General features: G+C 55.9%; 21 protein-coding genes and 1 pseudogene. 13 read left to right on the top strand and 9 right to left on the bottom strand.

All coding sequences use genetic code 11. From position 1 onward, the window contains the following. Nucleotides 1–7: 7 nt before the first annotated feature. The 5 genes from GOW16_RS19850 to GOW16_RS19830 are packed head-to-tail and all read left to right on the top strand — an operon-like array spanning nucleotide 8 to nucleotide 5938. A complete protein-coding gene (locus GOW16_RS19850) occupies nucleotides 8–979 on the top strand; it encodes a hypothetical protein (RefSeq protein ID WP_170418883.1) in 972 nt (323 codons plus the stop codon). Beyond that, nucleotides 976–3276, top strand: coding sequence for a hypothetical protein (locus GOW16_RS19845; RefSeq protein ID WP_170418880.1), 2301 nt, complete (start codon nucleotides 976–978; stop codon nucleotides 3274–3276). The genes GOW16_RS19850 and GOW16_RS19845 overlap by 4 nt, the downstream gene beginning before the upstream one ends. After that, a complete protein-coding gene (locus GOW16_RS19840) occupies nucleotides 3269–3532 on the top strand; it encodes a hypothetical protein (RefSeq protein ID WP_170418877.1) in 264 nt (87 codons plus the stop codon). Before GOW16_RS19845 ends, GOW16_RS19840 begins: the two co-directional genes overlap by 8 nt. Next, nucleotides 3529–4233, top strand: coding sequence for a hypothetical protein (locus GOW16_RS19835; protein WP_170418873.1), 705 nt, complete (start codon nucleotides 3529–3531; stop codon nucleotides 4231–4233). Before GOW16_RS19840 ends, GOW16_RS19835 begins: the two co-directional genes overlap by 4 nt. Before the next feature lie 16 nt (nucleotides 4234–4249). Next, nucleotides 4250–5938 (top strand): hypothetical protein, encoded by a 1689-nt coding sequence (locus GOW16_RS19830; protein WP_170418870.1) that lies wholly within the window; start codon nucleotides 4250–4252, stop codon nucleotides 5936–5938. 114 nt (nucleotides 5939–6052) lie between these two features. On the opposite strand, the pseudogene GOW16_RS22870 reads toward GOW16_RS19830, so the two are convergent. Beyond that, nucleotides 6053–6197, bottom strand: a pseudogene (locus GOW16_RS22870) (IS5/IS1182 family transposase); the annotation flags it as partial. A 276-nt stretch (nucleotides 6198–6473) separates the two neighbouring features. Here GOW16_RS22870 and GOW16_RS19825 point away from each other — a divergent pair. After that, the gene (locus GOW16_RS19825) at nucleotides 6474–9674 is read left to right on the top strand and encodes an endonuclease/exonuclease/phosphatase family protein (protein WP_217354690.1); all 3201 of its coding nucleotides are present in this window, start codon (nucleotides 6474–6476) and stop codon (nucleotides 9672–9674) included. A gap of 175 nt (nucleotides 9675–9849) precedes the next feature. Here GOW16_RS19825 and GOW16_RS19820 read toward each other — a convergent pair whose 3' ends face one another. The 6 genes from GOW16_RS19820 to GOW16_RS19795 all read right to left on the bottom strand — a co-directional run bounded on the left by GOW16_RS19820 (nucleotide 9850) and on the right by GOW16_RS19795 (nucleotide 15182). Beyond that, nucleotides 9850–10527: an aspartate/glutamate racemase family protein gene (locus tag GOW16_RS19820; RefSeq protein WP_170418867.1), complete on the bottom strand. Its 678-nt coding sequence runs from the start codon at nucleotides 10525–10527 to the stop codon at nucleotides 9850–9852. Nucleotides 10528–10534: 7 nt separating this feature from the next. Beyond that, nucleotides 10535–11257: an ABC transporter ATP-binding protein gene (locus GOW16_RS19815; RefSeq protein WP_170418863.1), complete on the bottom strand. Its 723-nt coding sequence runs from the start codon at nucleotides 11255–11257 to the stop codon at nucleotides 10535–10537. A gap of 3 nt (nucleotides 11258–11260) precedes the next feature. Next, nucleotides 11261–12043, bottom strand: coding sequence for an ABC transporter ATP-binding protein (locus GOW16_RS19810; protein ID WP_170418860.1), 783 nt, complete (start codon nucleotides 12041–12043; stop codon nucleotides 11261–11263). Continuing rightward, on the bottom strand, nucleotides 12040–13011 hold the full coding sequence (locus GOW16_RS19805; protein ID WP_170418936.1) for a branched-chain amino acid ABC transporter permease: 972 nt from the start codon (nucleotides 13009–13011) through the stop codon (nucleotides 12040–12042). Before GOW16_RS19805 ends, GOW16_RS19810 begins: the two co-directional genes overlap by 4 nt. A gap of 19 nt (nucleotides 13012–13030) precedes the next feature. Next, the gene (locus GOW16_RS19800) at nucleotides 13031–13900 is read right to left on the bottom strand and encodes a branched-chain amino acid ABC transporter permease (RefSeq protein WP_170418857.1); all 870 of its coding nucleotides are present in this window, start codon (nucleotides 13898–13900) and stop codon (nucleotides 13031–13033) included. Between the two features lie 94 nt (nucleotides 13901–13994). After that, nucleotides 13995–15182 carry an ABC transporter substrate-binding protein gene (locus tag GOW16_RS19795; RefSeq protein ID WP_170418853.1) on the bottom strand — a complete coding sequence of 396 codons (1188 nt, stop codon included), beginning with the start codon at nucleotides 15180–15182 and terminating at the stop codon, nucleotides 13995–13997. 230 nt (nucleotides 15183–15412) lie between these two features. Here GOW16_RS19795 and GOW16_RS19790 point away from each other — a divergent pair, with 230 nt between their 5' ends. Next, nucleotides 15413–16126: a GntR family transcriptional regulator gene (locus GOW16_RS19790; protein ID WP_170418850.1), complete on the top strand. Its 714-nt coding sequence runs from the start codon at nucleotides 15413–15415 to the stop codon at nucleotides 16124–16126. Nucleotides 16127–16525: 399 nt separating this feature from the next. On the opposite strand, the gene GOW16_RS19785 is transcribed toward GOW16_RS19790, so the two are convergent. After that, a complete protein-coding gene (locus GOW16_RS19785; protein ID WP_170418848.1) occupies nucleotides 16526–16732 on the bottom strand; it encodes a dodecin in 207 nt (68 codons plus the stop codon). 536 nt (nucleotides 16733–17268) lie between these two features. Further along, the gene (locus GOW16_RS19780) at nucleotides 17269–18300 is read right to left on the bottom strand and encodes an NADP-dependent oxidoreductase (RefSeq protein WP_170418845.1); all 1032 of its coding nucleotides are present in this window, start codon (nucleotides 18298–18300) and stop codon (nucleotides 17269–17271) included. 340 nt (nucleotides 18301–18640) lie between these two features. On the opposite strand from GOW16_RS19780, the gene GOW16_RS19775 reads away from it, so the two are divergent. The 6 genes from GOW16_RS19775 to GOW16_RS19750 all read left to right on the top strand — a co-directional run bounded on the left by GOW16_RS19775 (nucleotide 18641) and on the right by GOW16_RS19750 (nucleotide 22079). Next, nucleotides 18641–19006, top strand: coding sequence for a VOC family protein (locus GOW16_RS19775; RefSeq protein WP_170418842.1), 366 nt, complete (start codon nucleotides 18641–18643; stop codon nucleotides 19004–19006). A 240-nt stretch (nucleotides 19007–19246) separates the two neighbouring features. Further along, nucleotides 19247–19618 carry a YciI family protein gene (locus tag GOW16_RS19770; protein WP_170378147.1) on the top strand — a complete coding sequence of 124 codons (372 nt, stop codon included), beginning with the start codon at nucleotides 19247–19249 and terminating at the stop codon, nucleotides 19616–19618. 3 nt (nucleotides 19619–19621) lie between these two features. Beyond that, nucleotides 19622–20857 carry an RNA polymerase sigma factor gene (locus GOW16_RS19765; RefSeq protein WP_170418839.1) on the top strand — a complete coding sequence of 412 codons (1236 nt, stop codon included), beginning with the start codon at nucleotides 19622–19624 and terminating at the stop codon, nucleotides 20855–20857. 68 nt (nucleotides 20858–20925) lie between these two features. Then, complete coding sequence (locus GOW16_RS19760; RefSeq protein ID WP_170418835.1) at nucleotides 20926–21312, top strand: VOC family protein; 387 nt, start codon at nucleotides 20926–20928, stop codon at nucleotides 21310–21312. Between the two features lie 24 nt (nucleotides 21313–21336). Next, on the top strand, nucleotides 21337–21735 hold the full coding sequence (locus tag GOW16_RS19755) for an MAPEG family protein (RefSeq protein ID WP_170418832.1): 399 nt from the start codon (nucleotides 21337–21339) through the stop codon (nucleotides 21733–21735). Next, on the top strand, nucleotides 21711–22079 hold the full coding sequence (locus GOW16_RS19750) for a TfoX/Sxy family protein (RefSeq protein ID WP_217354689.1): 369 nt from the start codon (nucleotides 21711–21713) through the stop codon (nucleotides 22077–22079). The genes GOW16_RS19755 and GOW16_RS19750 overlap by 25 nt, the downstream gene beginning before the upstream one ends. Nucleotides 22080–22082: the final 3 nt, after the last annotated feature.

Here is a 22082-nt window from a genome sequence, read left to right as displayed (position 1 = left end):
GTGAGACATGGACATACAGAAAACCGGTATCAAATCAGGCGCGCCGCGTCCGTTTGTTCCGCATCACGGCGCCGGGGACGACCCGTTTGCCGATCTGGCGAAGGCGCTTCCGGCCCGGCCCGTCGTATCGGGTCAGTCATCGGCAATCGCGCAGAAGATCAGCGCTTTTGCGGCAGAAACCGGCAATGGCGTATGGCCCAACCTGCCGCGTGCCGACATTGCCGCCCGCCTTGCGGTCCTACAGGGCAAGCCGCACAATATTCGCCAATACCGGCTGAACGTCTGTGGCCCCGCTGCGGTCATGCACTTGTTTGCAACCCGCAATTTCGAGGGTTTTGTCGACCTTGTGACCGGGCTTTATAACACCGGGACCGGAACCTTTGGCAGCCTGAAGGTAAAATCTGATGGTTTGGAAGGGCTGGAGCCGCTGAAGTTCAAGGCCGACCCGTTTCCGCCCAGCCTGTTGCTGGACTGGATGGTGTTGGCCAGCCTGCGTCGGACCAGCAACGACGATTTCGACGGCACACCAGAAGAGGCATGGGACGCGATCTCTTGGCCCTCGGACATGGTGGCCTGGCTGAAATCTGGAATTGGGTTCAGCTCGGTGGACGATCAGACCACGACGACCTTCATTCTCAATGAAAGCGTTGATCATCTCAAGGAACTCAAAGTTACAGCGGACGACCAGCCGGTCCTGTTCATCAATGTCAGCCTGCTTCTGGAAAAAGAGGGTAAGAAGGGCAAGCAATCCGCGAAAAAGTTGTCCCAGTCTTATGTTCCGTCGCAGGGGGTTCTGGGCAAAATCGGCGCCAAGGGCGCAAGCCTTGTGGCCGATCACTGGGTGCCCTTGCTGGCACCCATCACCGACGACACCAAGCCTGTCAAAGTCTGGAGTTGGGGTGCGAACAAAGAGTTTCCGCCCGCAAATGATCCGATCTGGAAAGAGGCTTACTTCGGCGCGGTGGTCGCGAAAGCATGACGCATCGCCCGCATATCGCGCTTCGGCTGAAGCGAGGGTCATCGTCCCGCTTTGACCCGGATGCCGATATCGAAAGCGGGCTTGAACGGCGCTGGGGCGTGGACGTCAGCGTGGACAGCAGATTGGAGGGCGAGATGTCACGATATGGGGGCGATTTTGAGGCGATGCTCGCGGATCTTGGCCCGACGTCAGCCAGCAGGGCGGGCGCTTTAAGCACGCGCACCGGAAGACAGCGGGTCATGCGGCGCATACGAAAGCCTCAACCCGAACTGGCCAGTGGCATGGCGTTGATGGTTGCCCGAATGCACGAGGTTTGCAAACGCGATCCCCGGATTCCGGGGGCACCGTCCACACGGACCCTGACTCGCGTTCTGTCTCATTGTTTGGATCAGGCGCAGGGACGTTCGGGCGCGTCACTGGCGGCCGAGCTGAACGGTCGGATCAAGGGTGGCGGCACCCCAATCGGAGGTGCGGGCGCGCTAGAAGCGTCGATCAACCGCGCAGCGGCGGCCATGGCACAGCCGGGATCGACGGCGCGCGCTCAGGCAATCCCGTTTCTTGCGGCCCTGTTGCCAATGGTCAAAAGCCTTTTGCCGACGCTCATTCCGATGCTTGCGCCAATGCTGGGCAATCTTCTGGGCGGGCTGACCGGCGGCAAAAGCATCGCCAGCACCGCTTCGGCGCGGCAATTGGGTCGAACCGGCGGCATTGATGTCAGTTATGGGTTGGCGGCGGACGGAACTTACAGCTCGGAACTGGCGCTGGATTCGATCGTGAAGGTCATTATGGATCTGATACCTCAGCTGGCGCCTGTCTTTGCCAAGATGATTTCGGACGCGGCGCCAGGGGTCACAGGTCAAATCGTAAAAGGGCTTGTGCCCAAGCAGCAGCCCCAGCCGCAGGTTATTTTACAACCGGTTCCGGTGGCCGCTCCAGCACCCGGCCCGGCGGCTGCGCCAGCAGAACACGTTCCAACGCCTGCCGCCCCGGATGGTGCGCCGTTGCTGGCGCAAGGCATGGACGCTTCTGCGCTGGCCGGTTTGCTGGGCGGGGCGGGCGGTAAAATCGACCCCTCAATGATCACCGGTTTGCTCAAAAACATTAAACCCGAGCATATTACCGGCCTGATACAGGGTGTTGCCGGAAACGCCGGTGGTATCAATCAATTGCTGGGCGGCCCAGGGCACGAACTGGTCAAATCCGTGGTCGAGCGGTTGCCCATTGAAAAAATGTTCGACGGCAAAGCCTGGATACCGCAGATCAATCACGATCAATTCGTGTCGACCCTGCCATGGGAACGGGTGCTGTCGCTGAGCGACGCGGAAGGGGCCGTTGGTCAGCTGTTTGTTCCGGGCCGCAAGATGATCAAGGCGGACCGGCGCATTAAGCTGGCATTGCCCAAGCAAACCAAGACAGACTTGGGTGACGGCAAATCGAGCTGGATGTTTGCAGCGGATCGCCCGGCGAAAATACCTGTTTCGGTCACGGCAGGCCCCGAGCGGCTGAGCAGCCCGTTTCTGGACATTCGCGTATCCTGCGACGGCACTCCGAAAACCGGCCTGAAACGATGTGTCTTCAGACTTGCACCCTTGGAGGCAGGGGCCAGCGCGTCCTCGACAATTGAAATCGAGCCAGAAGTTCTGACCGCCGCGGCCCGGCATTCAGGAAAGATCTGTGTGTCTGTGAGGCTGGTGCAGAAGAACGGAAAAGGTACTGAGGCCAGCTTTATTGGCAATGAAATCCGCCTGTGCGCCCATACAAGCGCGCCACACCGACTGTTCCTGATCGGGGCGGCCCCTGCACGGATGTCCGATGTACTTGCTGACATACCGGCGTTGAAAAGAAATGTGCCGTCGGATGCGCGCACCACCGCCACCCATGTTAGCTATGGTATGCGCTTCGTGGCGCCCGGCGCGGTTGCTGGTCTGGCCCGTCATACACCACTCACCGGAACACCGGGCGGCGCAGGGGATCACTTGTCAGGCGCTCTTGAGGTCACGCCATCGGGGTTTGCCGATCTTGCGCGTCGCCTATCGCCCGACACGGTCACGGCGGATGTCATGGCCGCAATCGATGCGGCTATGTCCATGGACCCGGCTTTGCGGATGCGGCTTGGTGCCGAAGCGGTTGAACGCTTGCCGGCGGGCAAACAGCCGCTGGTGGTGGAGACAGTATTGCAGGCGGCACCGGCCTATCTTGTTTCTTTCGATGATGTCGATGAAAACGGCAACCCGGCGCGTCGGACAGTCCGAAAGATCGATGTGCCGATTCCAGCCGGGATCAGGATCAATGACTAAGCTGCCGCGCCTGTCGGACACGCTTGCGGCCATGCTGGAGGATGCGGACCCCGGCGCGCCTGGGCTCAGCCTGGAAGAAGTACGGTTGCGCTTGCCGATGGAGCTTTCGGCGCGGCGCGACAACGGGGTGCTGCAATTGAACAGCGCACCAACGGATCAGCATTATCGCACCAGCTTCATGCCAGTGCTTCACCAGTTCAGGGTCAATATCCGCTATTCGGATGCGCCCTCACAGAAGGAGGACCCCGGCGATTGAATGGCGACCGCTCATCCTGGGACCTTCGGGAATTCGTCGAAAGCCTCGCCGACGAACTGGAGAGGGTGCATCAGGTTGCGCGGGTGAAGGCGATGCAGCGCAAGCGGCTTTATACGGTCGAGGATATGGGTCTGTCGCTCAATGTATTTGCCGAATACGACGGGGATCGCGTCCGATTTCGCACCGCCAAACCGGGGGAAGAGGGTGCTTCGAAGATGGATCTCAAACTGGGGTCGATTACCGACAAGATTGTGGCCGAGACCACCACCGACGAGGCGCTTGCTCCAAAAACCCCTATCGAAGACGTGGAGAAGGCCGCCATCAAACCGGACGAGGCGAAGCGGCTGAAACGGTATGGCGTGGACTCGAAAGAAGACTTGAACCGGCTGGCCCGCAGAGGCGTTCGGGTGGATGGAGTGGATTTTGTGGATCTTGCGCGCCGGATGGAACAGGCAAGCGCACCGCGCCGCCGTCCACGGCCCGAACGTGTGGTCCGGTTTCGCAAGGGCCTGGGCGTCAGCCTTGCGGTGTTTGGGGCCGATCTGGACGAAGTCGATCTGGAAAGCGTCAGGCTGGACGGGCGTTTGACCCGGGCAAAGTCCAGCGCACGCATGATGACCGTGGAAAATGTGCCCGACGGCGCGCGCGAGTTGGAATTCAGGACGCTCGGGCACGAGCGGCTGCGGCTGAAACTGACCTGAATGGGAGGGACCTGAGATGACACGTTACACAAACGGATTGTTTGGCAGACCTCATGGGCCGGACCCGTTGGAAGCCTTCGACTCGCTTTACAAGAGAGAGAAATCCAACCGCCTCATGGGGCGTTATGGGACCCGGCGTCCTGCTTTGAATACGCCCGAACTTCAGGCGGAAAACGCTGCTCCGGTCGCAGAGCAAAGCGCGCCCGCTCCGGTAGCCCGCGTCTTTCTGAAGGAACGCGTGATCAAAAGCTGGGACAGCGATCTGCCAGTCCCCGAACCGTTGAAAGAGGTTCCGCCGGAACCGCCTCAGCGGGAAGAGCCATCGGCAGAGGCCCCTGAAGCAGAAGCCCCCGCCGTACCAGCCGCTCCAGAAACAGCGCCGCCCGCAGATGACGAAATCCCGCTTGTCGAAGCAGGCAGCTTCTCGGTTCAGGACGTCGGTACGATGCCAGATGATGCCGATCTTACGGACGATGTCGACCACATCATCGAACCGCGGCGTCCGGCCAGCGAGGACACAATGCGCGACGCGGCCATCGATGACTTTCTGTCCATGATCGACAAGTATTACAAACCCGCACCGCCGCCCAAACCGGACGACGTGATCGAGGGTGAGGTTGTCGATGTCGATCCGGTTGACGTGGTCGCGGACGTCGCCGAAATGAGCGGCAAGGAAACGGAAAAAGAGGTTCTGCCAGACATCACACCGATCTCACTACCAGCGGTCGTTCCCGACGTGGCTGTTCAAGAAGGCGTTTCTCGCAGCACCGATGCCATTTCTGCCATAAGTCTTGGGCTTGCGGTCTTCCAGGAATTCAAGGCCGAATTCACCAAGGGAGATGTCTCGGTTTCCGCCACCCCGTCGCGATACATCCACCCCAATACACAGCCGGACAGCAGATTCCTTGAGGTCGTCACCGATTTCACCTTTGATGCCTATCACCCACGTGTCGGATTTTCCGATCCGAAGTTCAAGATCCGTATCCGAACCGAAATCGACGGCCACGATATACGCCACGCAAAGATCAGCTTTGTCGCTTCCGAGTCTGACGACCTGATTGCGTCTTCGTTCAGCGTGAATTTCACGGCCACGGCGCTCAGTCTTCCAAAAGAAGCCATGTGCAAGATCAGATATGACTTCACGGGCAACTGGGATCCGAAAGGCACGGGGGATTACGACTTTAACGGCATGATCGACCTGTGGGCCGACGGCTCGGTACATATCGAGCAGATGGTTTCCGAATTCGACAGCCCGACATTCAGCAGCAAGAAAATAAAGGCCGTGCGCATAGTGTCGCTGAAGCAGGTGTCGGTCAAGAAATTGCCCGGCAAGGTCCGGTCCACGCGCAATCACACCATTCTCTTTGAAAAGCCAAAGCAATCGACCCTGTCAGACGATCAGGCGCGTGCGCTTAAGACATTTGTCGACGGCATACCAAAGGGCGATATCGAGCTGGTGCGAGCGGGGCGGGTTCCAATTGTTGTCGATGGATTTGCGTCAACCAAAGGCTCGGTTTCTGATAACCAGAAACTCGCCCGCGACCGCAGGGACACGGTGGTTAGTTTTCTGAACGATCATATCGGGTCCGGAGCGGTCTTCACCGGCAAATCACACGGCGAACTCGATGCGGATGGTCCTGACGACGAGGAGTCTGCCGAACATCGCAAGGTGACGGTGCGTATATTCACATTTAAGGATGAATGAGTTCTGTCGCGCAGTTTTTTCCACCTGAACACACTACTGAGCGTTTGCGCGTTAGCCCGCCGGATCCGAGACCTGCTGAAACGGCGTGAGTTTCACTTAAAATGCCCACCATCGATCTCGCCACATCAACTTATTTCGACTGATGATTGGTCCCGCTCAGGACACACCAATCATTAACGCGGGGGCCGGCGTGGGATTTAGGGAAGAAGGGTTCAAGGCGGGTCAATTTTTCATCGCTCAACCAGAAAAGATCAGACAACTTTACTGCTTTATCTGCGGTTAAACGCTCAGCGCCGCGATAATCAATGCATCCTGAGACGATACAAGAACAACGGCCTCAGGTGTCAGACAGCTGGACAGTCGCACTCGGATCAAAAAAACGTTGTGTGTTTTCAAACGGCAAAGCTCCGCCGTATTCGGCCTGTCGAGCACAACCAATTAACTAACGCCGTCGGGTTGAGCTACCTTGGGTTGTGCTGGGGCGAGTCGCATATCGACACGCCTTTCATCCATCAAATCTAAAAGCGAGGTTCACATGGTTACTACTTTGGCTGCGGGTGATATTGCGTTTACAGGGTTCAATTCCGACAATCCCGACGAGTTCACATTTGTTGCTTTGACCGACATCGAAGCCGGAACCGAGATCAAGTTCACTGACAACGGTTGGTTCGCAGCTGGCGGGTTCCGCAGCAACGAGGGGGTCTTTGTCTGGACCGCCCCGGCAAACATTGCTGCGGGTACGGTGATAAACCCCGCATTTACCGGGCCAAACTTCTCGGCTAGCGGCGATCAGATCCACGCTTATCAAGGTGACGACGACACGCCCAGCTTTGTCGCATCTGTTCATTTCAATGGGGACGGATATGAGCCCGACGCAACATCGTCAAATACGTCTGCGCTGCCCCTAGGGCTAACCGTCGGAACCAGCGCAATTGCCCTCACCGAAATCGACAACGGCGTTTATAACGGCCCGCTTACCGGTACAAAGGCCGAGCTACAGGCAGCCATCAACGATCCCGATAACTGGACAACCAGCAATACCAGGATTGATGATGTCGAACCAGCGGGGTTCACAGTCACAGATGCTGCGCCCTCGCCATCGGTCATTATCAACGATCTGGATCTTGCAGCCGATGAAGGGGGTATGGCGGATACATATGAAGTCACGTTGTCCGTCGCGCCCGATCAGCCTGTCACGGTCACAATAGCCGCAGGAGCTGATCTTGACGTTGTGCCAACCGAACTGGTGTTTGACGCGACCAATTTTGACCAGCCTCAACAAGTCGCCGTCACCGCCGTTGACGACGATCTGCCCGAAGGGGCCGAGGTCGTGGACATTCAGCACACGGTCACCTCGGACGATCCCGCCTTCGACGGTATTCTGGCCCCTGTTGTCGAGGTGTCCATCTCGGCCAGCGACATTGAAATCGTTTCGATCTACGAAATCCAGGGCGCAGGCCATGTGTCTGAATTTGTTCTGGCAGATGGCCAAACAGCTGCCGATTTCTTCGCGAACTTGCCCGCCGGACCATCGAGCGTTCTGGGCGATATGGTTAAAACCAGCGGTATCGTCACCGCGGTGGATTCCAACGGGTTCTATCTGCAAGACCCGGATGGCGACGGCAACGATGCGACGTCGGATGCGATTTTCGTGTTCACGGGATCAAGCCCGACCGTTTCGGTAGGTGACGCCATTTCTGTGGGCGGGACCGTTGCCGAGTTCTTTCCCGGCGGCACCGGCAGCCGCAATCTGCCGACCACACAACTGACCAATGTTTTTGACCTAGAGGTGCAGTCATCGGGTAATGAACTGCCCGATGCGGTTCTGATTGGCAATGACCCGGGTGAGCGTTCTGTTCCCAATCAAAGCATCGACGATGATGCGTTTGCCTCGTTCGATCCAACCCAGGATGGCATCGATTTCTTCGAAAGTCTGGAAGGGATGCGCGTGACCGCCACCGATCTGCAGGCCGTCAGCGGAACCAGCCGGTTCGGCGAAATCTTTGCGGTGGCCGATCAGGGAAGTGGCGCGACGGGTCTTTCAGAGCGTGGAACGCTCAATATCTCACCAGACGACTTCAACCCGGAAAAAATTCAGATCGACGAAGACAGCGGAATTTTCGATTTCGACTTTCCGACCGTGAATGTCGGTGATCACCTTGGCGACGTCACCGGTGTGGTTAGCTATAGTTTCGGAAACTTCGAAATCCTACCAACCGAGGACTTTACACCTAATATCCGGTCAGCCGGGTTGGAGCAGGAAACCACCACTCTTGAAGGGTCCGCCAACGAGTTGACGATTGCCACATACAATGTGCTCAATCTTGACCCGAACGACAACGACGGCGATCAGGACGTTGCCGACGGCCGGTTTGCAGCCATTGCCGAGCAGATAACCAACAACCTCAACAGCCCTGACATCATTGGTCTGCAAGAGGTGCAGGATAACTCGGGTTCGGACAATGACGGAACCGTCTCGGCGTCGGAAACCCTGGCGGAACTGGCCGCGGCGATCCTGGCAGCCGGTGGTCCGGCTTATGAGGTTATAGACAACACCTTTATTGGGGACGGCACATCCGGCGGGCAACCCGGTGGCAATATCCGCACGGCATTTCTGTACAACCCTGAACGTGTCTCGCTGGTGGAAGGGTCCGTGCAGACCATAGGAGGGCAGGGTGAAGGCGAAGCCTTTGAAGGTGCGCGCCTGCCGCTGGTTGCTGACTTTGTTTTCAACGGCGAAACCGTCACCGTGGTCAACAATCACTTTTCATCCAAAGGTGGTTCTGCGCCCATTCTGGGGACCGAACAGGACTTTGCCGCCCGACAGGAAGACGTTGACGTGAACGGCAGCCTGGATGAGCGCCAGGCCCAGAGCCAGGCCGTTCAGGATTTCATCAATGGTCTCGGCGATGGCGCCAACGCGGTTGTGCTGGGTGACTTCAATGAATTCGAGTTTGTCTCACCTGTGGCCGACCTTGAGACCAATACCAACCTCGTCAACCTGACAAACGATATCCCCGAGGACGAGCGCTATAGCTTTGAATTTCAGGGCAACAGCCAGTCGTTGGATCATATTCTGGTGTCCGAGGATCTGCATTCCGGGGCTCAGGTTGATATCGTCCACGTAAACTCGGAGTTCGCCGCAACCAGCGCGCGTGCTTCGGATCACGATCCCATGGTGACAAGCCTGTTCATACCACAGACCCAGAGTTTGGCGGTGGAGTTCGAAGCAGGTCGCTGGTTCACAACCAAGGCCTTTGAAAGCATCGATGGCGAAGTTGTGGATGTCGACCGGCTTGGTCCGGTGCGCAGCAGCCTGACGTTTTCGGATGTGGGTATCAAAGTGGATGCGGTTGATCCAACCAATTTCGAATTGGTTGCGATCAAGCATGGTGCGATTGGCGTGTTCTCATTCGACGACTCGTTGTTTGGCCGCGATGCCGCATCGGTCGACGGTGACGAAAGCCTCAGAATTGCGCTGGAGGACACGGATCTGGAAGCGGTGGAGTTCATCTTTAGCTTTGGCGACAGCCACGGCAGCGGTGAAGTCGAGGTTGCCTTCTACGATGACGGTGTTTTGGTTGGTACCTTGGTGGCGGATGCTGACGATGGTGATTTCTCTGGATCGCTGGGGCGCACGACGTTTGATGCTGTCGAGCTGTCGGCGGTGGATGACACCATGTTTACAGTCGACGAATTTGCGTTCGAGGTGATCGACCAGAACCTGATTGCATAAGACAATGCCACACGGTGTTACCCCGGTAGCACCGTGTTGCTTACCATGGGTAGGGTTAACGTACCACGTGACCTGAGAGTTCAGTCCTGTGAGATCCTCTGACACGCCACGCAGCTGCTACTGCGACGATGGTCAAGGGCTTAAAGAGTGTTACGGAACCTCCAGATCGAGGTTATCAGGCATAAGAACAGAGTTTCGACGTCGTCAATTTGGCTTTGACCAATGCCTCAGCAAACGTCACGGCACAAACAACACCATCAACCACCGGCAGGCCAAATTCCTTTGATAAATTCGACATCAGGTCTGTCATGCCGGCGCAACCCAATACAATTGCCTCAGCTCTGTCTTCATCAATCGCAGCCCGAATTTCAGCCTTGATTTTGTCGACAGTGTTCGGGTCGTTTTCCTCTAGTTTCAAAACCGGCACGTCAGATGCGCGAACCCGTACACAGCGGCGGTCCAGACCATAGCGAAGTAAATTCGATTCTAACCCTGCAAGCGAGCGGGACAATGTAGTGATGACACTGAATTTCGGACTGATCATCGATGCCGCATGGTATGCCGCCTCGCCTACACCAATGACCGGTGCCGATGTGACACAGCGTACCGCGTCAACACCTGTGTCATCAAAACAAGCCACGACAATGGCATCCGCATCCGGGTGTTTATTTACAACGTCAAGCAACCCAGGCACACAGGTTGACACATCCAGGTAGCCTTGGATGCTGGCCGGTCCGTCTTGCGAGTTTGCGGCAACAATTTCGGTATCGGAATCCGCGACTGCTCGGGCCGCAGCTTCGATCTTTCGGGTCATTGAACTGGTGGTGTTGGGATTGACGACAAGCAGTTTCACAACATCCTCACACTTCTCCGCCAAGATAGGCAGCTTTGATCCGTGGGTCAGTCAGAAGTTCCTTTGAGTTTCCCGAAATGACGACATTCCCGGTTGTCAGCGCATACGCACGATGCGAGATCGACAGCGCCATGCGCGAGTTTTGTTCGACCAGCAGAACGGAGACGCCCTCATCCCGGTTGATGGCCACTATCGAACGCGCAATATCCTGCACCAATTTCGGCGCGATGCCCAACGACGGCTCATCCAGCAACAACAGGCGCGGTTTCGCCATCAACGCTCGTCCGATGACCATCATCTGCTGCTCACCGCCTGAAAGCGTTCCAGCGGATTGGGAAAAGCGTTCCTTCAGGCGCGGGAACCGTTCCAGTACTGATTCAAGCGTGTGCTGAATGCCTGCCTTATCTGACCGCGTGAACGCGCCCATCAACAGATTGTCCTTCACGGTCATATATGGAAACACCCGGCGCCCTTCCGGCACCATGGCGATGCCCTTGGAGACGATTTCAGCCGGGTTGGCACCGTCAATCTGTTCACCTTCGAAGGCAACCGAGCCGGACTTGACTTTGGCCAAGCCGGTAATTGCGCGCAAAATTGAACTTTTGCCGGCCCCATTAGCGCCAATCAGGGCAACAGTCTCGCCCTGTTCCAGATCAATCGACACACCCTTCAGTGCATAGACGTGATCGTAATAGAGTTCGACATCCTTGAATTCCAACATCTTTGCCATGGTTCAGATCCCGATCTCATCATCTGCGCTGCCCAGATAGGCTTCGATGACTTTTTCGTTGTTCTGGATCTCCACAGGCGTACCCTCGGCGATCATCTCGCCAAAATTCAGCACCACAATCCGGTCGGAGATATTCATCACCGCGGGCATGTCGTGTTCCACCAACAGGACTGTGACACCCCGGTCATCCCGGACCTTGCGGACCAGATTGACCATTTTCATGGTCTCGTCATGGTTCATCCCGGCAAAAGGCTCGTCTAACAGCAGTACCTTTGGGTCGGTGGCCAATCCAATGGCAATTCCCAGCGCCCTAAGATTACCCTGCGGCAGGTTCGAGGCCTGCTCATTGGCGATCTCCGTCATGCCAAGAAATTCGATCAGGTCGTCGGCATATTGGCCAAAGCTGTCGACATCTTCGTGCGCTGTTTTTGTGCCCCAGAAATAGCCAGCCAGTGAGGCACGGGCGCGTAGATGCTGGGCGACGATAATGCTTTCGCGCACGGTCATCGATTTGAAGATGGTCGTTTCCTGAAACGTACGGACTACACCTTTGCGTGCCACCACGTGCGGTTTCAGATTTGAGATTCTCTCACCATTGAACAGCACCTCGCCGGTTGTCGTCGGAAGGAAAGAGGAAATCATCTTGAACAAGGTACTTTTACCTGCCCCGTTTGGCCCGATCACCGAGAGGATTTCGTTTTCATTGACGTTGAAGGAGATGTCGTTGTTGGCGGTCAGTCCGCCGAACTTCTTGGTAACATGGCGCACTTCCAGAAGGTGGCTCATTTGTCTGACTCCTTCTTGCCAGGCAGCCGCAGGCTGAGCAGGCCGTTAGGTAGGAACAGCATCAGGATGATCAACATGCTGGAATAGGCCAGCAACTGGAAGCGGCCGAGCTCGAATAGGAGGTCCCAGCCAAAGTACAGAACCAGCGTGCCCAGCATCGGACCAAAGACGTAACCCAACCCGCCAAGGAAGCAGTTCAGCATGAAGTTCACGCTGTCGGCGACCTGAAAGCTGGAAGGGTAAACCGACTGTGCGATTGAGCCGAACATCGCCCCACCGATACCACCCAGAAAGGACGAAATCGCAAAGACAATGACCCGGACATACGAGATATTGACGCCAATAGAGCTTGCCAGTTCTTCGTTTTGTTGCATCGACCGGCACAGATGGCCAAGCCGCGAATTCACCAGCCGGTACATGGCGGCGAAGGTCAGAACCATCAGCACGCAGGCGGTGTAGTAGAATGCCAGTCTAGGGTTCTCAAGCGTCGCGAAATCCGGGATCACGGTCAGTCCCAATATCGACACGCCACCGGGCAACGGAATCGAGGTGATCCCCTTTGCCCCGTTCGTGACTGGTAAAGCCAGCGCAGTCAGTGTGACCACTTGAGTCAACACCAGCGAGATCATCGCAAAATAGACCCCGCGCAACCGCAGGATTGGCAATCCAATCACCACCGCCACAGCTGCGGCGAACACACCGGCCAAAGGCAGCGACAACCAGAAGGATATCCCAACCTTGGTCACAAGAATGGCCGAGACATAGGCCCCGATCAGTGCAAAAGCACCCTGACCGATATTGATGCGCCCGATGTAGAATGTCAGCCAGACACCTGCACTGGCGATGGACAACAAGGCCACCGAAGTCAGCGTGTAGTACAAATCGGACCGTCCGGAGGCGGCGACAAAGCCGGGTACTGCGACGAAGATCGTCAGCAGGAACACCACCAAACCGGCCCATTGGATCATATTGAGCTTCGGCACGATGTTATCCCCACGGCTTGCCCATCAGCCCCTGCGGGCGGATGGCAAGGAAAATCATCAACGAGATAAAGATCAGCAGATAGGTAATGTCGCCGTACTGCGAGAGAACGGCAAGACCGATGGCTTCTAGAAAACCAAGAATGATCCCGCCCGCGATTGCGCCAGAGATTACGCCTGCGCCCCCGATCATCACCATCATGAAGGCTTTGATCGATGTCGGCCCTCCCATCCCCAGATTGACCCCGGTGATGGTCACCAATAGCCCGCCGACCAAACCAGCCAGCATCGCACCCAGGGCAAAACCGATCATGGAATAGCGGTCAACATTGACCCCCATCAACTGCGCAGCTGTACGGTCCTGTGCCAACGCGCGCAGCGCTCGACCGGTTTTGGAATATTGCATGAACAGGATGAATGAAACGATGGAAAGGATGGCCAAAACGCAGATCAAAATGCGGTCATAGGGCATGATCAGCCGGAAGTCCCAATTGAAGACCCCATCGACGATCTTGGGAACGCCGCGCTGTTTCTCACCAAAGACCAGCAGGATTATCGCGTCGAACAGAAAAGCCAGGCCAGCCGCCAACAGCATCGTGCTTTCCTCGCGTGAAGATCGTCGGATGACGGGTGCAAACAAAAAACGCTCAATCAAAGCGCCTAGCACTGCCAAGGTGATGCAGGATGCCAGCAGCGCCAGCACAAACGGCCAGCCCAATTGGCCGTAGAACGTATAAGTGACAAAGCCTCCGAGAACATACATCTGCCCATGCGCAAAATTCAGTACATTCATCAGGGCGAAGATGAGCGTCAATCCAAGGGCGATCATCGCGTATTGCGCGCCCAGATAGATGCCATTTGCTAGTATCTGTTCCATAGGTGTCCCGCGTAAGGTTCGGGTATCCCGGGCTGAAAATCAGCCCGGGAGAGTGAGTGGCTCGTTAGATTTTGCCCTGGTTGGGAGTATTGCCTCAGTCGACTTCAGCGACAAAGAGCGTTTCAAACTCTCCGTCCTGATAGACATTTACGACCAGTGGAACCGCAATCTGACGTTTCTGGCCAAACGAGGTTGTGCCAACATAGCGCATCTTGGCGTCGCCCTTCATGAAGGGATTGGGTGCCTCGAACGTATCCATCGTGGCCTGGAACGCAGTGACGTCTTCGATGCCGGCCGGGTTCGCATTCAACGTCGCCAGAATATACTCTAGCGCGTAGACCTTGGTGTTCGACTCGTCGTTATATTCGCCGAACATATCGGTATAGCGTTTGACGAATTCCTTCATGTCATCCGATGCGATTTCAGGCGTTGATGCGCCGCCAACCGAAATGAACCCGTTGGCCAGATCTCCTGCCCCTTCGCGCAGAACCGTCGCATCCTGCGCAGTTTCGGTAGATATGATGCCCTGGAACCCAAGCTCACGCGCGGAACGGATCAGCTGTGGCGCATTGGCCGGGGAAACGCCGGACAAAACCAGCAAATCAGGCTGCGTGCGCATGACCGGGGTCAGAACCGGCGTGAAGTCCGTGGTGTCCACCTGATAGGTCACATTGTCCGAAACAACTTCAAGCCCCAACGCTTTGGCTGCTTCGACACCACCATCCCGTTGGCTCAGCGGATCGGACTCGTTCGCGGCGACGAAAGCGACGGACTTCACGCCCTTTTCGTCCTTGAGATACTTATAGATTGCGGGACCTGATTGATAGTTCGCAACCATTCCCAAAACGGCGTTCGACGCGGGGGCCGAGTACAGCTCTTTCGGGAATGCATAAGGGAAATACATAATCCCTTGGGCTTCGGCGACTGGCCGCACCGCTGCGGCACCGTCGTCTACGTTGGGACCGACCACATAGTGGATGCCTTCCTGCGCCATCTTTTCCATACCGGCGATTGCGCGTTTGGGGTCTTTTTGGTCGTCAAACGAAACGATTTCGATATCGTAGGTGGTATCGCCGATCTTGTATCCGCCGGACTCGTTTATCCAGTCGGCACGTGCCTCCATCGAACGTTGATTTGAGATGCCCCAGGCAGCCGCCGGACCAGACGTAACGCCAACAAAGCCAATCTTCAGAACCGGATTTTCGGCCCAAGCCGTCGATCCAAGGACGGATGCCGCCAACGCTAAAGCAACAGAAGATTTCATCAGATTTCTGCGTTTCATTTTTTCCTCCCTACTGAGGTCTCGGCGCCTCTTTCGGGCGCTTGCAAAAACAGACGGTGTCATCGGTCGATTCCCGGTGAACAGGTCAAGTTCTGCATTGTTAACAATTTATGTCAACGTTTTTTGTTGGCGCAACTATTGATATTGTCAACATCATTTCGATATATTGTCATAAGAAAACCTTGCAGATATTAACAATTTTCAGGCCAATTCCACTGGTATGGAACGAGATGACAAACGAAGCTGAAAACAAGCTCGGCACCTTGCGAGCCGATCCAGACGAACAAATGATCGTCGACCGGATTTACTCAGCTGTCATGGAACAAAAGCTTGCGCCCAGAACCAAGCTGAGCGAATTGGCATTGTGTGAGACGTTTGGTGTTGGCCGAATGCGTGTGCGCCGCGCGTTGCTGTTGCTCAGCAGTCAGGGGATCGTCGACCTGCAATCCAATCGTGGCGCCTATGTAGCCTGCCCCAGTGCTGATGAAGCCCGCGAGGTTTTTGTTGCCCGCCTTATGATTGAAACCGGGATCGTGCGGGAACTGGCAAGCAGCATTGGCGAAAATGGTGTAAAAAGCCTGCGCGCCCATGTCGAGAAGGAAGACGTCGCCCGCAAAAGCGATGACCGAACCGAAATTATCCGCCTTTCAGGTGCCTTTCATGTCGAATTGGCAAGGTGCAATGAGAACTCGGTTCTGACCCGAGTTGTACGCGAATTGGTAACCCGAACTTCTTTGATTGTCGCGCTATTCGGCACAAATCAGGCCTCAACGTGCCCGGATGATGAGCATGCATCGATTATTGACGCTATCGTCAGCCGAGATCCGCAATCCGCTGAAGAAGCAATTCGCCATCACCTCTTGCACGTTCAAAATAGCCTAGATTTGGAGCAGACGCGAAAAGCGGAACCGGACCTGGTGAAGATCCTAACCGGGCGTATGTAATTAGAGTCTGTTCCGGCTGAGTGCGGAATGACACGTTAAGGGCAGAGGGTTCAGTTGCGAAGTTGTTGGCCATACGAAATGAACCACCTGCCTTGAAAGCTTTAATGGGCTATGAAACGCCTGCTGCAACGGCGAGTTAAGGGTTTCGGCAACATTTCCAGGCGGGTCATCGCAGAAACGCTGCAATCATGCGGCTGCGACAAACGGGCGGGCGGCACTGAGTTAGGATCAATGGTTGCAGAAAAGGCCCCAATAGTCGCGTCAATAATCGCTATCCCTATTCCGAATACCGAGAATTCGAAGACATCGGTCTATGGGACGTTTGCGTTTGTTGGTAGCCGGCATTTTCTGTGGTTGTACCGCAAACGTTGCTAAGTGTCTTTGGGAAGTCGTCCAGCCTCAATCCAGCCTAAACCCGATTTTCATCGCAACCTGGAAGTGAGCAACCTCACTATCCGTTATGTGACCCCGGATTTCTGAAACTTCAAACCAATCAAGGTTCTTTACAGTTTCACCCGCCTTGGAGATGCCCGACCTGATAGCCTCATCTATGGAGTCCGTTGACGTGCCGACGACATCGATCTTCTTGTAGATTGCATTGGTCATTTACCTTCTCCTTAAGCTGCATTGGTTTTTTGGGAACAGGCCTCATGGCCGATAAGCGCTTTTTAGGTACCTCCTCATTTTGGCAAAGACACCAGTTGCTTAGGCCCCTTTCAAGCAGGGTCTTGCGGAGTGTTGGCTTCTCTGTTGCACGCCACACAGGTGGTATTTCTGCGCGTCGTTGAGTCATTTGGGCGTCGCGGATAGAAGAAGTGAACCAGCTCGGCGACATTCGATCAAGTCAGAGAATTTAGTGAAATCAGTCAATCACGGTGCGCAAGTTAACCACGCCCCGCCCAAAACACTGGTATCGAAATGTGAGCGATGCCTGAGCCGCAATTTCTGCGAACTCTGGGGGTAGGGGGATAACGGACCCAAATTCAAGACAGAGCACATCTGAGGCAAGCTCACCTAATGGCGGTCCATCAGATGCAAAACCGCCTTCCGGTTGGCATCGGATGTCACCACTGTTTCTACTGAAGTTTGACACCCATCTGTTTCGCAAATGAACAAGGAGGTATGATTGTCGCCGCCCCGGTTCAATCGACCTTTACAACCATTTTCCCAAAATTTTTCCCGGCCAGCAGCTGGTTCAACGCTGCCGGAGCATTTTCGAGTCCTTCGACTACATGTTCTTTGTAGGTTATTGAGCCGTCCTTAAGCCAGCCTGTCATGTCCCGCACGAACTCGCTGTAGACCTCTGGGCCGAAATTGTCGAAAATGATGAAGCCCTGCATCCTGACCTTCATCCGCAACAGAGTACCCATAATTACCGGGCCCATATCCGGCCCGTCCGGCAAGCCCGGTAGGTTGTACCAGGACACGACGCCGCAGACGGGAACGCGTGCGAACGGATTCAATAGCGGTAGGACCGCATACAGCACTTTGCCGCCGACATTCTCAAAGTAGACATCAATGCCATCGGGGCAGGCGTCTTGCAATTGAGCCCCCAGATCAGCCGCGCGATGGTCAATACATGCGTCGAATCCAAGGTTTTTTACGACGTGTTCGCATTTTTCCGGGCCACCCGCGATACCCACCACGCGGCAGCCCTTTAGCTTGGCGATCTGACCCACGGTTGCCCCGACCGGACCAGCCGCAGCCGCGACGACAACAGTTTCCCCGGCCTTTGGTTCACCAATCTTCAGCAACCCAGCGTAAGCCGTGTAGCCGGGCATCCCCAAAATGCCCAAAGCCCAGGAGGGATTGTCTGGTGTTTTGCCAAGATTGACGACCTGCTCTCCAGTTGAGATTGCATAATCCTGCCAGCCGCTCATGTTGAGAACGTAGTCCCCGGCCTCGTATCCGTCCAGATTCGAAGCCACTACCTGCCCCACAACCTGAGCCGTCATAACTCCGCCGATCGGAACGGGTTCGGCGTAGGATTTTGCGTCGTTCATGCGACCCCGCATATAGGGGTCTAGAGACAAGTACACCGTGCGGACCAGCATTTCTTTGTCGCCGGGTGTCGGAATGTCGGTGATTTCAAGCCGCAGCGTTTTATCGTCCGGTTGTCCGTTGGGGCGTTCAGCAAGAACTATACGACGGTTGGTGTCGGATGCTTGGGGCATTGAGACCTCCTGAATACTGAGCGTGGCGCAGCGCAACCAAACAAGATTGTCTCACGCTGTCCAGTCAAAAAACCTCGCCCATTGACGCAATTTCCGATTGAGCGAATTCCATTGCAAAAGTTCACCGTCGACGACCGAAGCAACACAGATCCCCAAAAGAGCGGGCAACCTGCGAGTCGTGCAAGTTTTGTTCGGACACGCCAAATTGGAAAGCACCGTTCTGCATCTTGGCGTCGAATTCATGGCTCCCTACGATCAGCCAAGACGACATGAGCTGAGCTTATCAAATGAAGCAAATTGAAGTAACGTATTCGAATTAACAGCAGGTCGGGTTTCTACGATGGAAAAAGTGCTGGGATTTGGCGGGTTTTTCTTCAGAGCAGAGGATCCTCCCGCGTTGGCGGAATGGTACCGTGACCACTTGGGAATTGATCTTGTACCCAATGACTATGAAACGCCCTGTTGGAAGCAGGAAGCAGGTGAAACTGTGTTTGCCCCGTTCGAAAAGGTGACCGAGTACTTCGGAGATCAGGAAAAGGCGTTCATGTTGAATTTTCGTGTTCGCGACATCGAAAAAATGATTGCGCAGCTGGAATCTGAAGGTATCGAAGTGCGTCGCGATCCAGATTCTCCATATCCGAATGGCAAGTTTGCGTGGCTCAATGACCCGGAAGGGAATCCGATTGAGCTTTGGGAGCCCGCGTAGTCTTTGGGCCTACTAGATTCGCTGCCCCGACCCTGTCGGCGTGATTAAACCGCTTGGGTTTTATTGGTGCACAATGAGTGCATTTTTTCAGGTTAAAGACGATCAGATAGCGTTCCTTCTGACCAACGTGTGTTTCAATTGCAGAACCACGATATCGCGCCAACACCAAAATTGGTTCATTGTCGGATTTGCATGTGCTCGCACGTCCTTGCAGCATGTAACTAAAGGACGGAGGCAAAAATGATTTATGCAATCACGATCTATGGGGAGGCAGGTGTGTTTGAGGCGCTGCCCAAAGACCGCCAAGACGAGGTAATGTCGGGCCACGGCGCGCTGCAAACGGCGTTAAAGGATCGGGGAGAGTTTGTTTCGATAAAGCTGATGCCGCCTACCTCTGCAGTGATGGTCGAGCCGGCAACCAGCGAGGGCACCGCGCCGCTGATCACCGACGGTCCGTTTGCCGAGACGAAGGAGAATTTCCTTGGCTTCTACGCCGCCGATTTCAAAGATCTTGATGAGGCTTTGGAATACGCAAAGATGATTTCCTCGCCTGTTGCGCGGCTGGAAGTACGACCTGTGGCTTGGGCCGGGGGGGTCATTTCATCGGAGTAGGCCATGTCGGACTGGCTGGAAGCCACATTTGCACAGCAACGCCCGCGTGCCATTGCGGCACTGACGCGGGTGTTTCGCGATATCGACACGGCTGAAGAAGCTTTTGCTGAAGCCTGTCTGAAGGCGTTAACGGTTTGGCCCAAGGATGGCGCGCCTCGTGATCCGTTGGCATGGCTTCTGACAACTGCCCGCAATGCGGGCCTCGACCATGTACGCAAATCCCAACGCCGCGCCGCAATCTTGTCTCGCCACTCAGAGGAGTTTCAACCGGTGCCCACCGAAACACCTGACCCTGATGAGGTGCGCGACGATGTCTTGCGACTGCTGTTCATTTGCTGCCATCCGGAATTGGATCGACGGGATCAGATTGCCATCGCCTTACGGGTAGTCGTGGGGTTGAGCGTCGAAGAGATTGCCAGTGGATTCCTGGTCAAACCTAAGACAATGGAACAACGGATCACCCGTGCCAAAAAGAAGATTGCGAACAACCCGGTTGCTTTTGAAACGCCCAGCCCGGCAGAGAGGGGCGCGCGGCTGGGAGAAGTTTCCCTAATGGTCTACCTGATGTTCAGCGAAGGGTGGTCGACTTCGGCCGGTCCCAAGCAGATGAAGCTTACATTGTGTGAAGAGGCCATCCGCCTCGCCCGACTGCTTGTGGCTTTGTTCCCGGCCATGGGTGAGCAGTCCGCCTTGTTGGCGTTGCTGTTGCTCCAGCACGCCCGGCGGCGGGCCCGGATCGATGCAGATGGAAAGCTTGTCGCGTTGGACGATCAGGATCGCGATCTTTGGGACCGTTCGGACATCGCCGAGGCAACGGGTCTTTTGCAAAAAGCCCAACGTATTGGTCATCGCGGGGTCTATATCATTCAGGCCGCGATAGCTGCGGCTCACGCCCGCGCGGCCTCATCTGAAGACGCCGACTGGGCCTTGATTGAGAGCCACTACGCCGCCCTTCATGTGCTGCAGCCGACCCCTGTGGTCAAACTCAACCAGATTGCTGCACAGGCCAAGTTGCACGGCCCGCAATACGCGTTGAACGCGATGGCGCCACTGGAAAATGATCTGTCCGCCTATCGCTGGTATCACGCAATGCGGGGTGGGCTTTTGCAGGAAACGGGCGATCACAAGGCGGCCATCGCCGCCTTTGAAACCGTGATGACGCTTGCTCCCACGACCCTTGAACGTGATGCCGTCACGGAAAAAATCAGGCTCAGTCAAAAAGAATTGCGCGGCATGTAGGGAAGGCCGCACCTCGCGCGTCCTTGGATCAGACCCGTATGTGGCGGGCACAACCAAGGGAGACATTTATGAGTATTCTAGAGATGACAACTGTCGGAAATTCCGGATGGATCGGGCATTCCGGACCGGATCAGGGCAAAGCCAAAGCCTTTTATCAGGATGTGCTGGGCTGGACCATCAACGACATGCCGATGCAGGACGGATCAAGCTATTCTGCCGCTGTTGTTGGCGAGACCGCCATCGGTGGCTTTTCCCCCATGCCCGAGGATAACGGAAGCTGGACGATCTTTTTCACAGTGGCCGATGTGGATGCGAGTGTTGAAAAGGCGCAAACCAAGGGTGCTGCAGTTGTTCAACCCGCGATGGATATGCCGGGGGTCGGGCGCATGGCGACGCTAACCGACCCGCAGGGTGCGCGGTTCGCACTGATTACCTATGAAAGCATGGCGTCCTAAGCGACGCCCAAAAGGAGGGATCAGATGGAACAATTGCCTGAAATTGCACTGGCTGTGACAGCGGTCTTTGTATTGATGAGCATTCCGATGGCAATTGCGGTCGGTGTGCGCCGCTCTAAGACCGGAATACTTTTGCTCCACGGTGAGGATGATGACCTGCTGCGCCTGATGAGGGCGCATGGGAACTTCATCGAATATGTCCCGCTTGCCGTGCTTGCCCTCGCGGGTGCCGAGATTGTAGGGACTCCACCCTGGCTCATAGCGGTCTGTGGTGGAGTTCTGCTGCTTGCCCGCCTCATCCACTACTTCAGTCTGCGTGCTTCAGCGGAAAGCAAAGGACGCGCAATTGGGGCGGCCCTGACGACTTTGACTATGATGGTGCTGGCATTGGCGATCCTGTGGCAACTCGGCACAACCGCCTGATGCCGGTGGATGAAAACCTAAACACTCGTGTGCGCGATGCCTTGGCCGCGCATGCGGGGATTTCCGAAAAGCGGATGATGGGTGGCCAGTGTTTCTTTTTGAACGGCAACATGCTCTGCGGCGCGCGGCGTCACAATGACGGGGTCGGGCGGTTCATGTTCCGGGTTGGAAAGGCGAACGAACGCAAGGCGCTGAAGGATCCAACCGCCGAGACGGTGATCCATGGAACCCGCAAGTTGGGGGGCTTTGTACATGTTGAAGAGGGCGCCTGCGATGACGTGGCATTGCAACGCTGGTTAAAACTTTGCCTCGAACATGCCGCAGCCCTTCCTGCGAAAGACTAAACG

It is taken from the genome of Ruegeria atlantica (assembly GCF_013033965.1).
In the GTDB taxonomy this organism is placed as follows: Bacteria; Pseudomonadota; Alphaproteobacteria; order Rhodobacterales; family Rhodobacteraceae; genus Ruegeria; species Ruegeria atlantica_D.
Note: the sequence above shows the minus strand (reverse complement) of the source record. Positions and strands in the feature narration are given on the sequence as shown.

Coding starts and splice junctions, on each gene's coding strand:
- GOW16_RS19760 (WP_170418835.1), top strand. CDS start 20,926: ATGAGTATTCTAGAGATGACAACTGTCGGAAATTCCGGATGGATCGGG.
- GOW16_RS19815 (WP_170418863.1), bottom strand. CDS start 11,257: ATGGCAAAGATGTTGGAATTCAAGGATGTCGAACTCTATTACGATCAC.
- GOW16_RS19810 (WP_170418860.1), bottom strand. CDS start 12,043: ATGAGCCACCTTCTGGAAGTGCGCCATGTTACCAAGAAGTTCGGCGGA.
- GOW16_RS19755 (WP_170418832.1), top strand. CDS start 21,337: ATGGAACAATTGCCTGAAATTGCACTGGCTGTGACAGCGGTCTTTGTA.
- GOW16_RS19825 (WP_217354690.1), top strand. CDS start 6,474: ATGGTTACTACTTTGGCTGCGGGTGATATTGCGTTTACAGGGTTCAAT.
- GOW16_RS19770 (WP_170378147.1), top strand. CDS start 19,247: ATGATTTATGCAATCACGATCTATGGGGAGGCAGGTGTGTTTGAGGCG.
- GOW16_RS19800 (WP_170418857.1), bottom strand. CDS start 13,900: ATGGAACAGATACTAGCAAATGGCATCTATCTGGGCGCGCAATACGCG.
- GOW16_RS19795 (WP_170418853.1), bottom strand. CDS start 15,182: ATGAAACGCAGAAATCTGATGAAATCTTCTGTTGCTTTAGCGTTGGCG.
- GOW16_RS19840 (WP_170418877.1), top strand. CDS start 3,269: ATGACTAAGCTGCCGCGCCTGTCGGACACGCTTGCGGCCATGCTGGAG.
- GOW16_RS19805 (WP_170418936.1), bottom strand. CDS start 13,011: ATGATCCAATGGGCCGGTTTGGTGGTGTTCCTGCTGACGATCTTCGTC.
- GOW16_RS19830 (WP_170418870.1), top strand. CDS start 4,250: ATGACACGTTACACAAACGGATTGTTTGGCAGACCTCATGGGCCGGAC.
- GOW16_RS19850 (WP_170418883.1), top strand. CDS start 8: ATGGACATACAGAAAACCGGTATCAAATCAGGCGCGCCGCGTCCGTTT.
- GOW16_RS19780 (WP_170418845.1), bottom strand. CDS start 18,300: ATGCCCCAAGCATCCGACACCAACCGTCGTATAGTTCTTGCTGAACGC.
- GOW16_RS19775 (WP_170418842.1), top strand. CDS start 18,641: ATGGAAAAAGTGCTGGGATTTGGCGGGTTTTTCTTCAGAGCAGAGGAT.
- GOW16_RS19785 (WP_170418848.1), bottom strand. CDS start 16,732: ATGACCAATGCAATCTACAAGAAGATCGATGTCGTCGGCACGTCAACG.
- GOW16_RS19790 (WP_170418850.1), top strand. CDS start 15,413: ATGACAAACGAAGCTGAAAACAAGCTCGGCACCTTGCGAGCCGATCCA.
- GOW16_RS19765 (WP_170418839.1), top strand. CDS start 19,622: ATGTCGGACTGGCTGGAAGCCACATTTGCACAGCAACGCCCGCGTGCC.
- GOW16_RS19845 (WP_170418880.1), top strand. CDS start 976: ATGACGCATCGCCCGCATATCGCGCTTCGGCTGAAGCGAGGGTCATCG.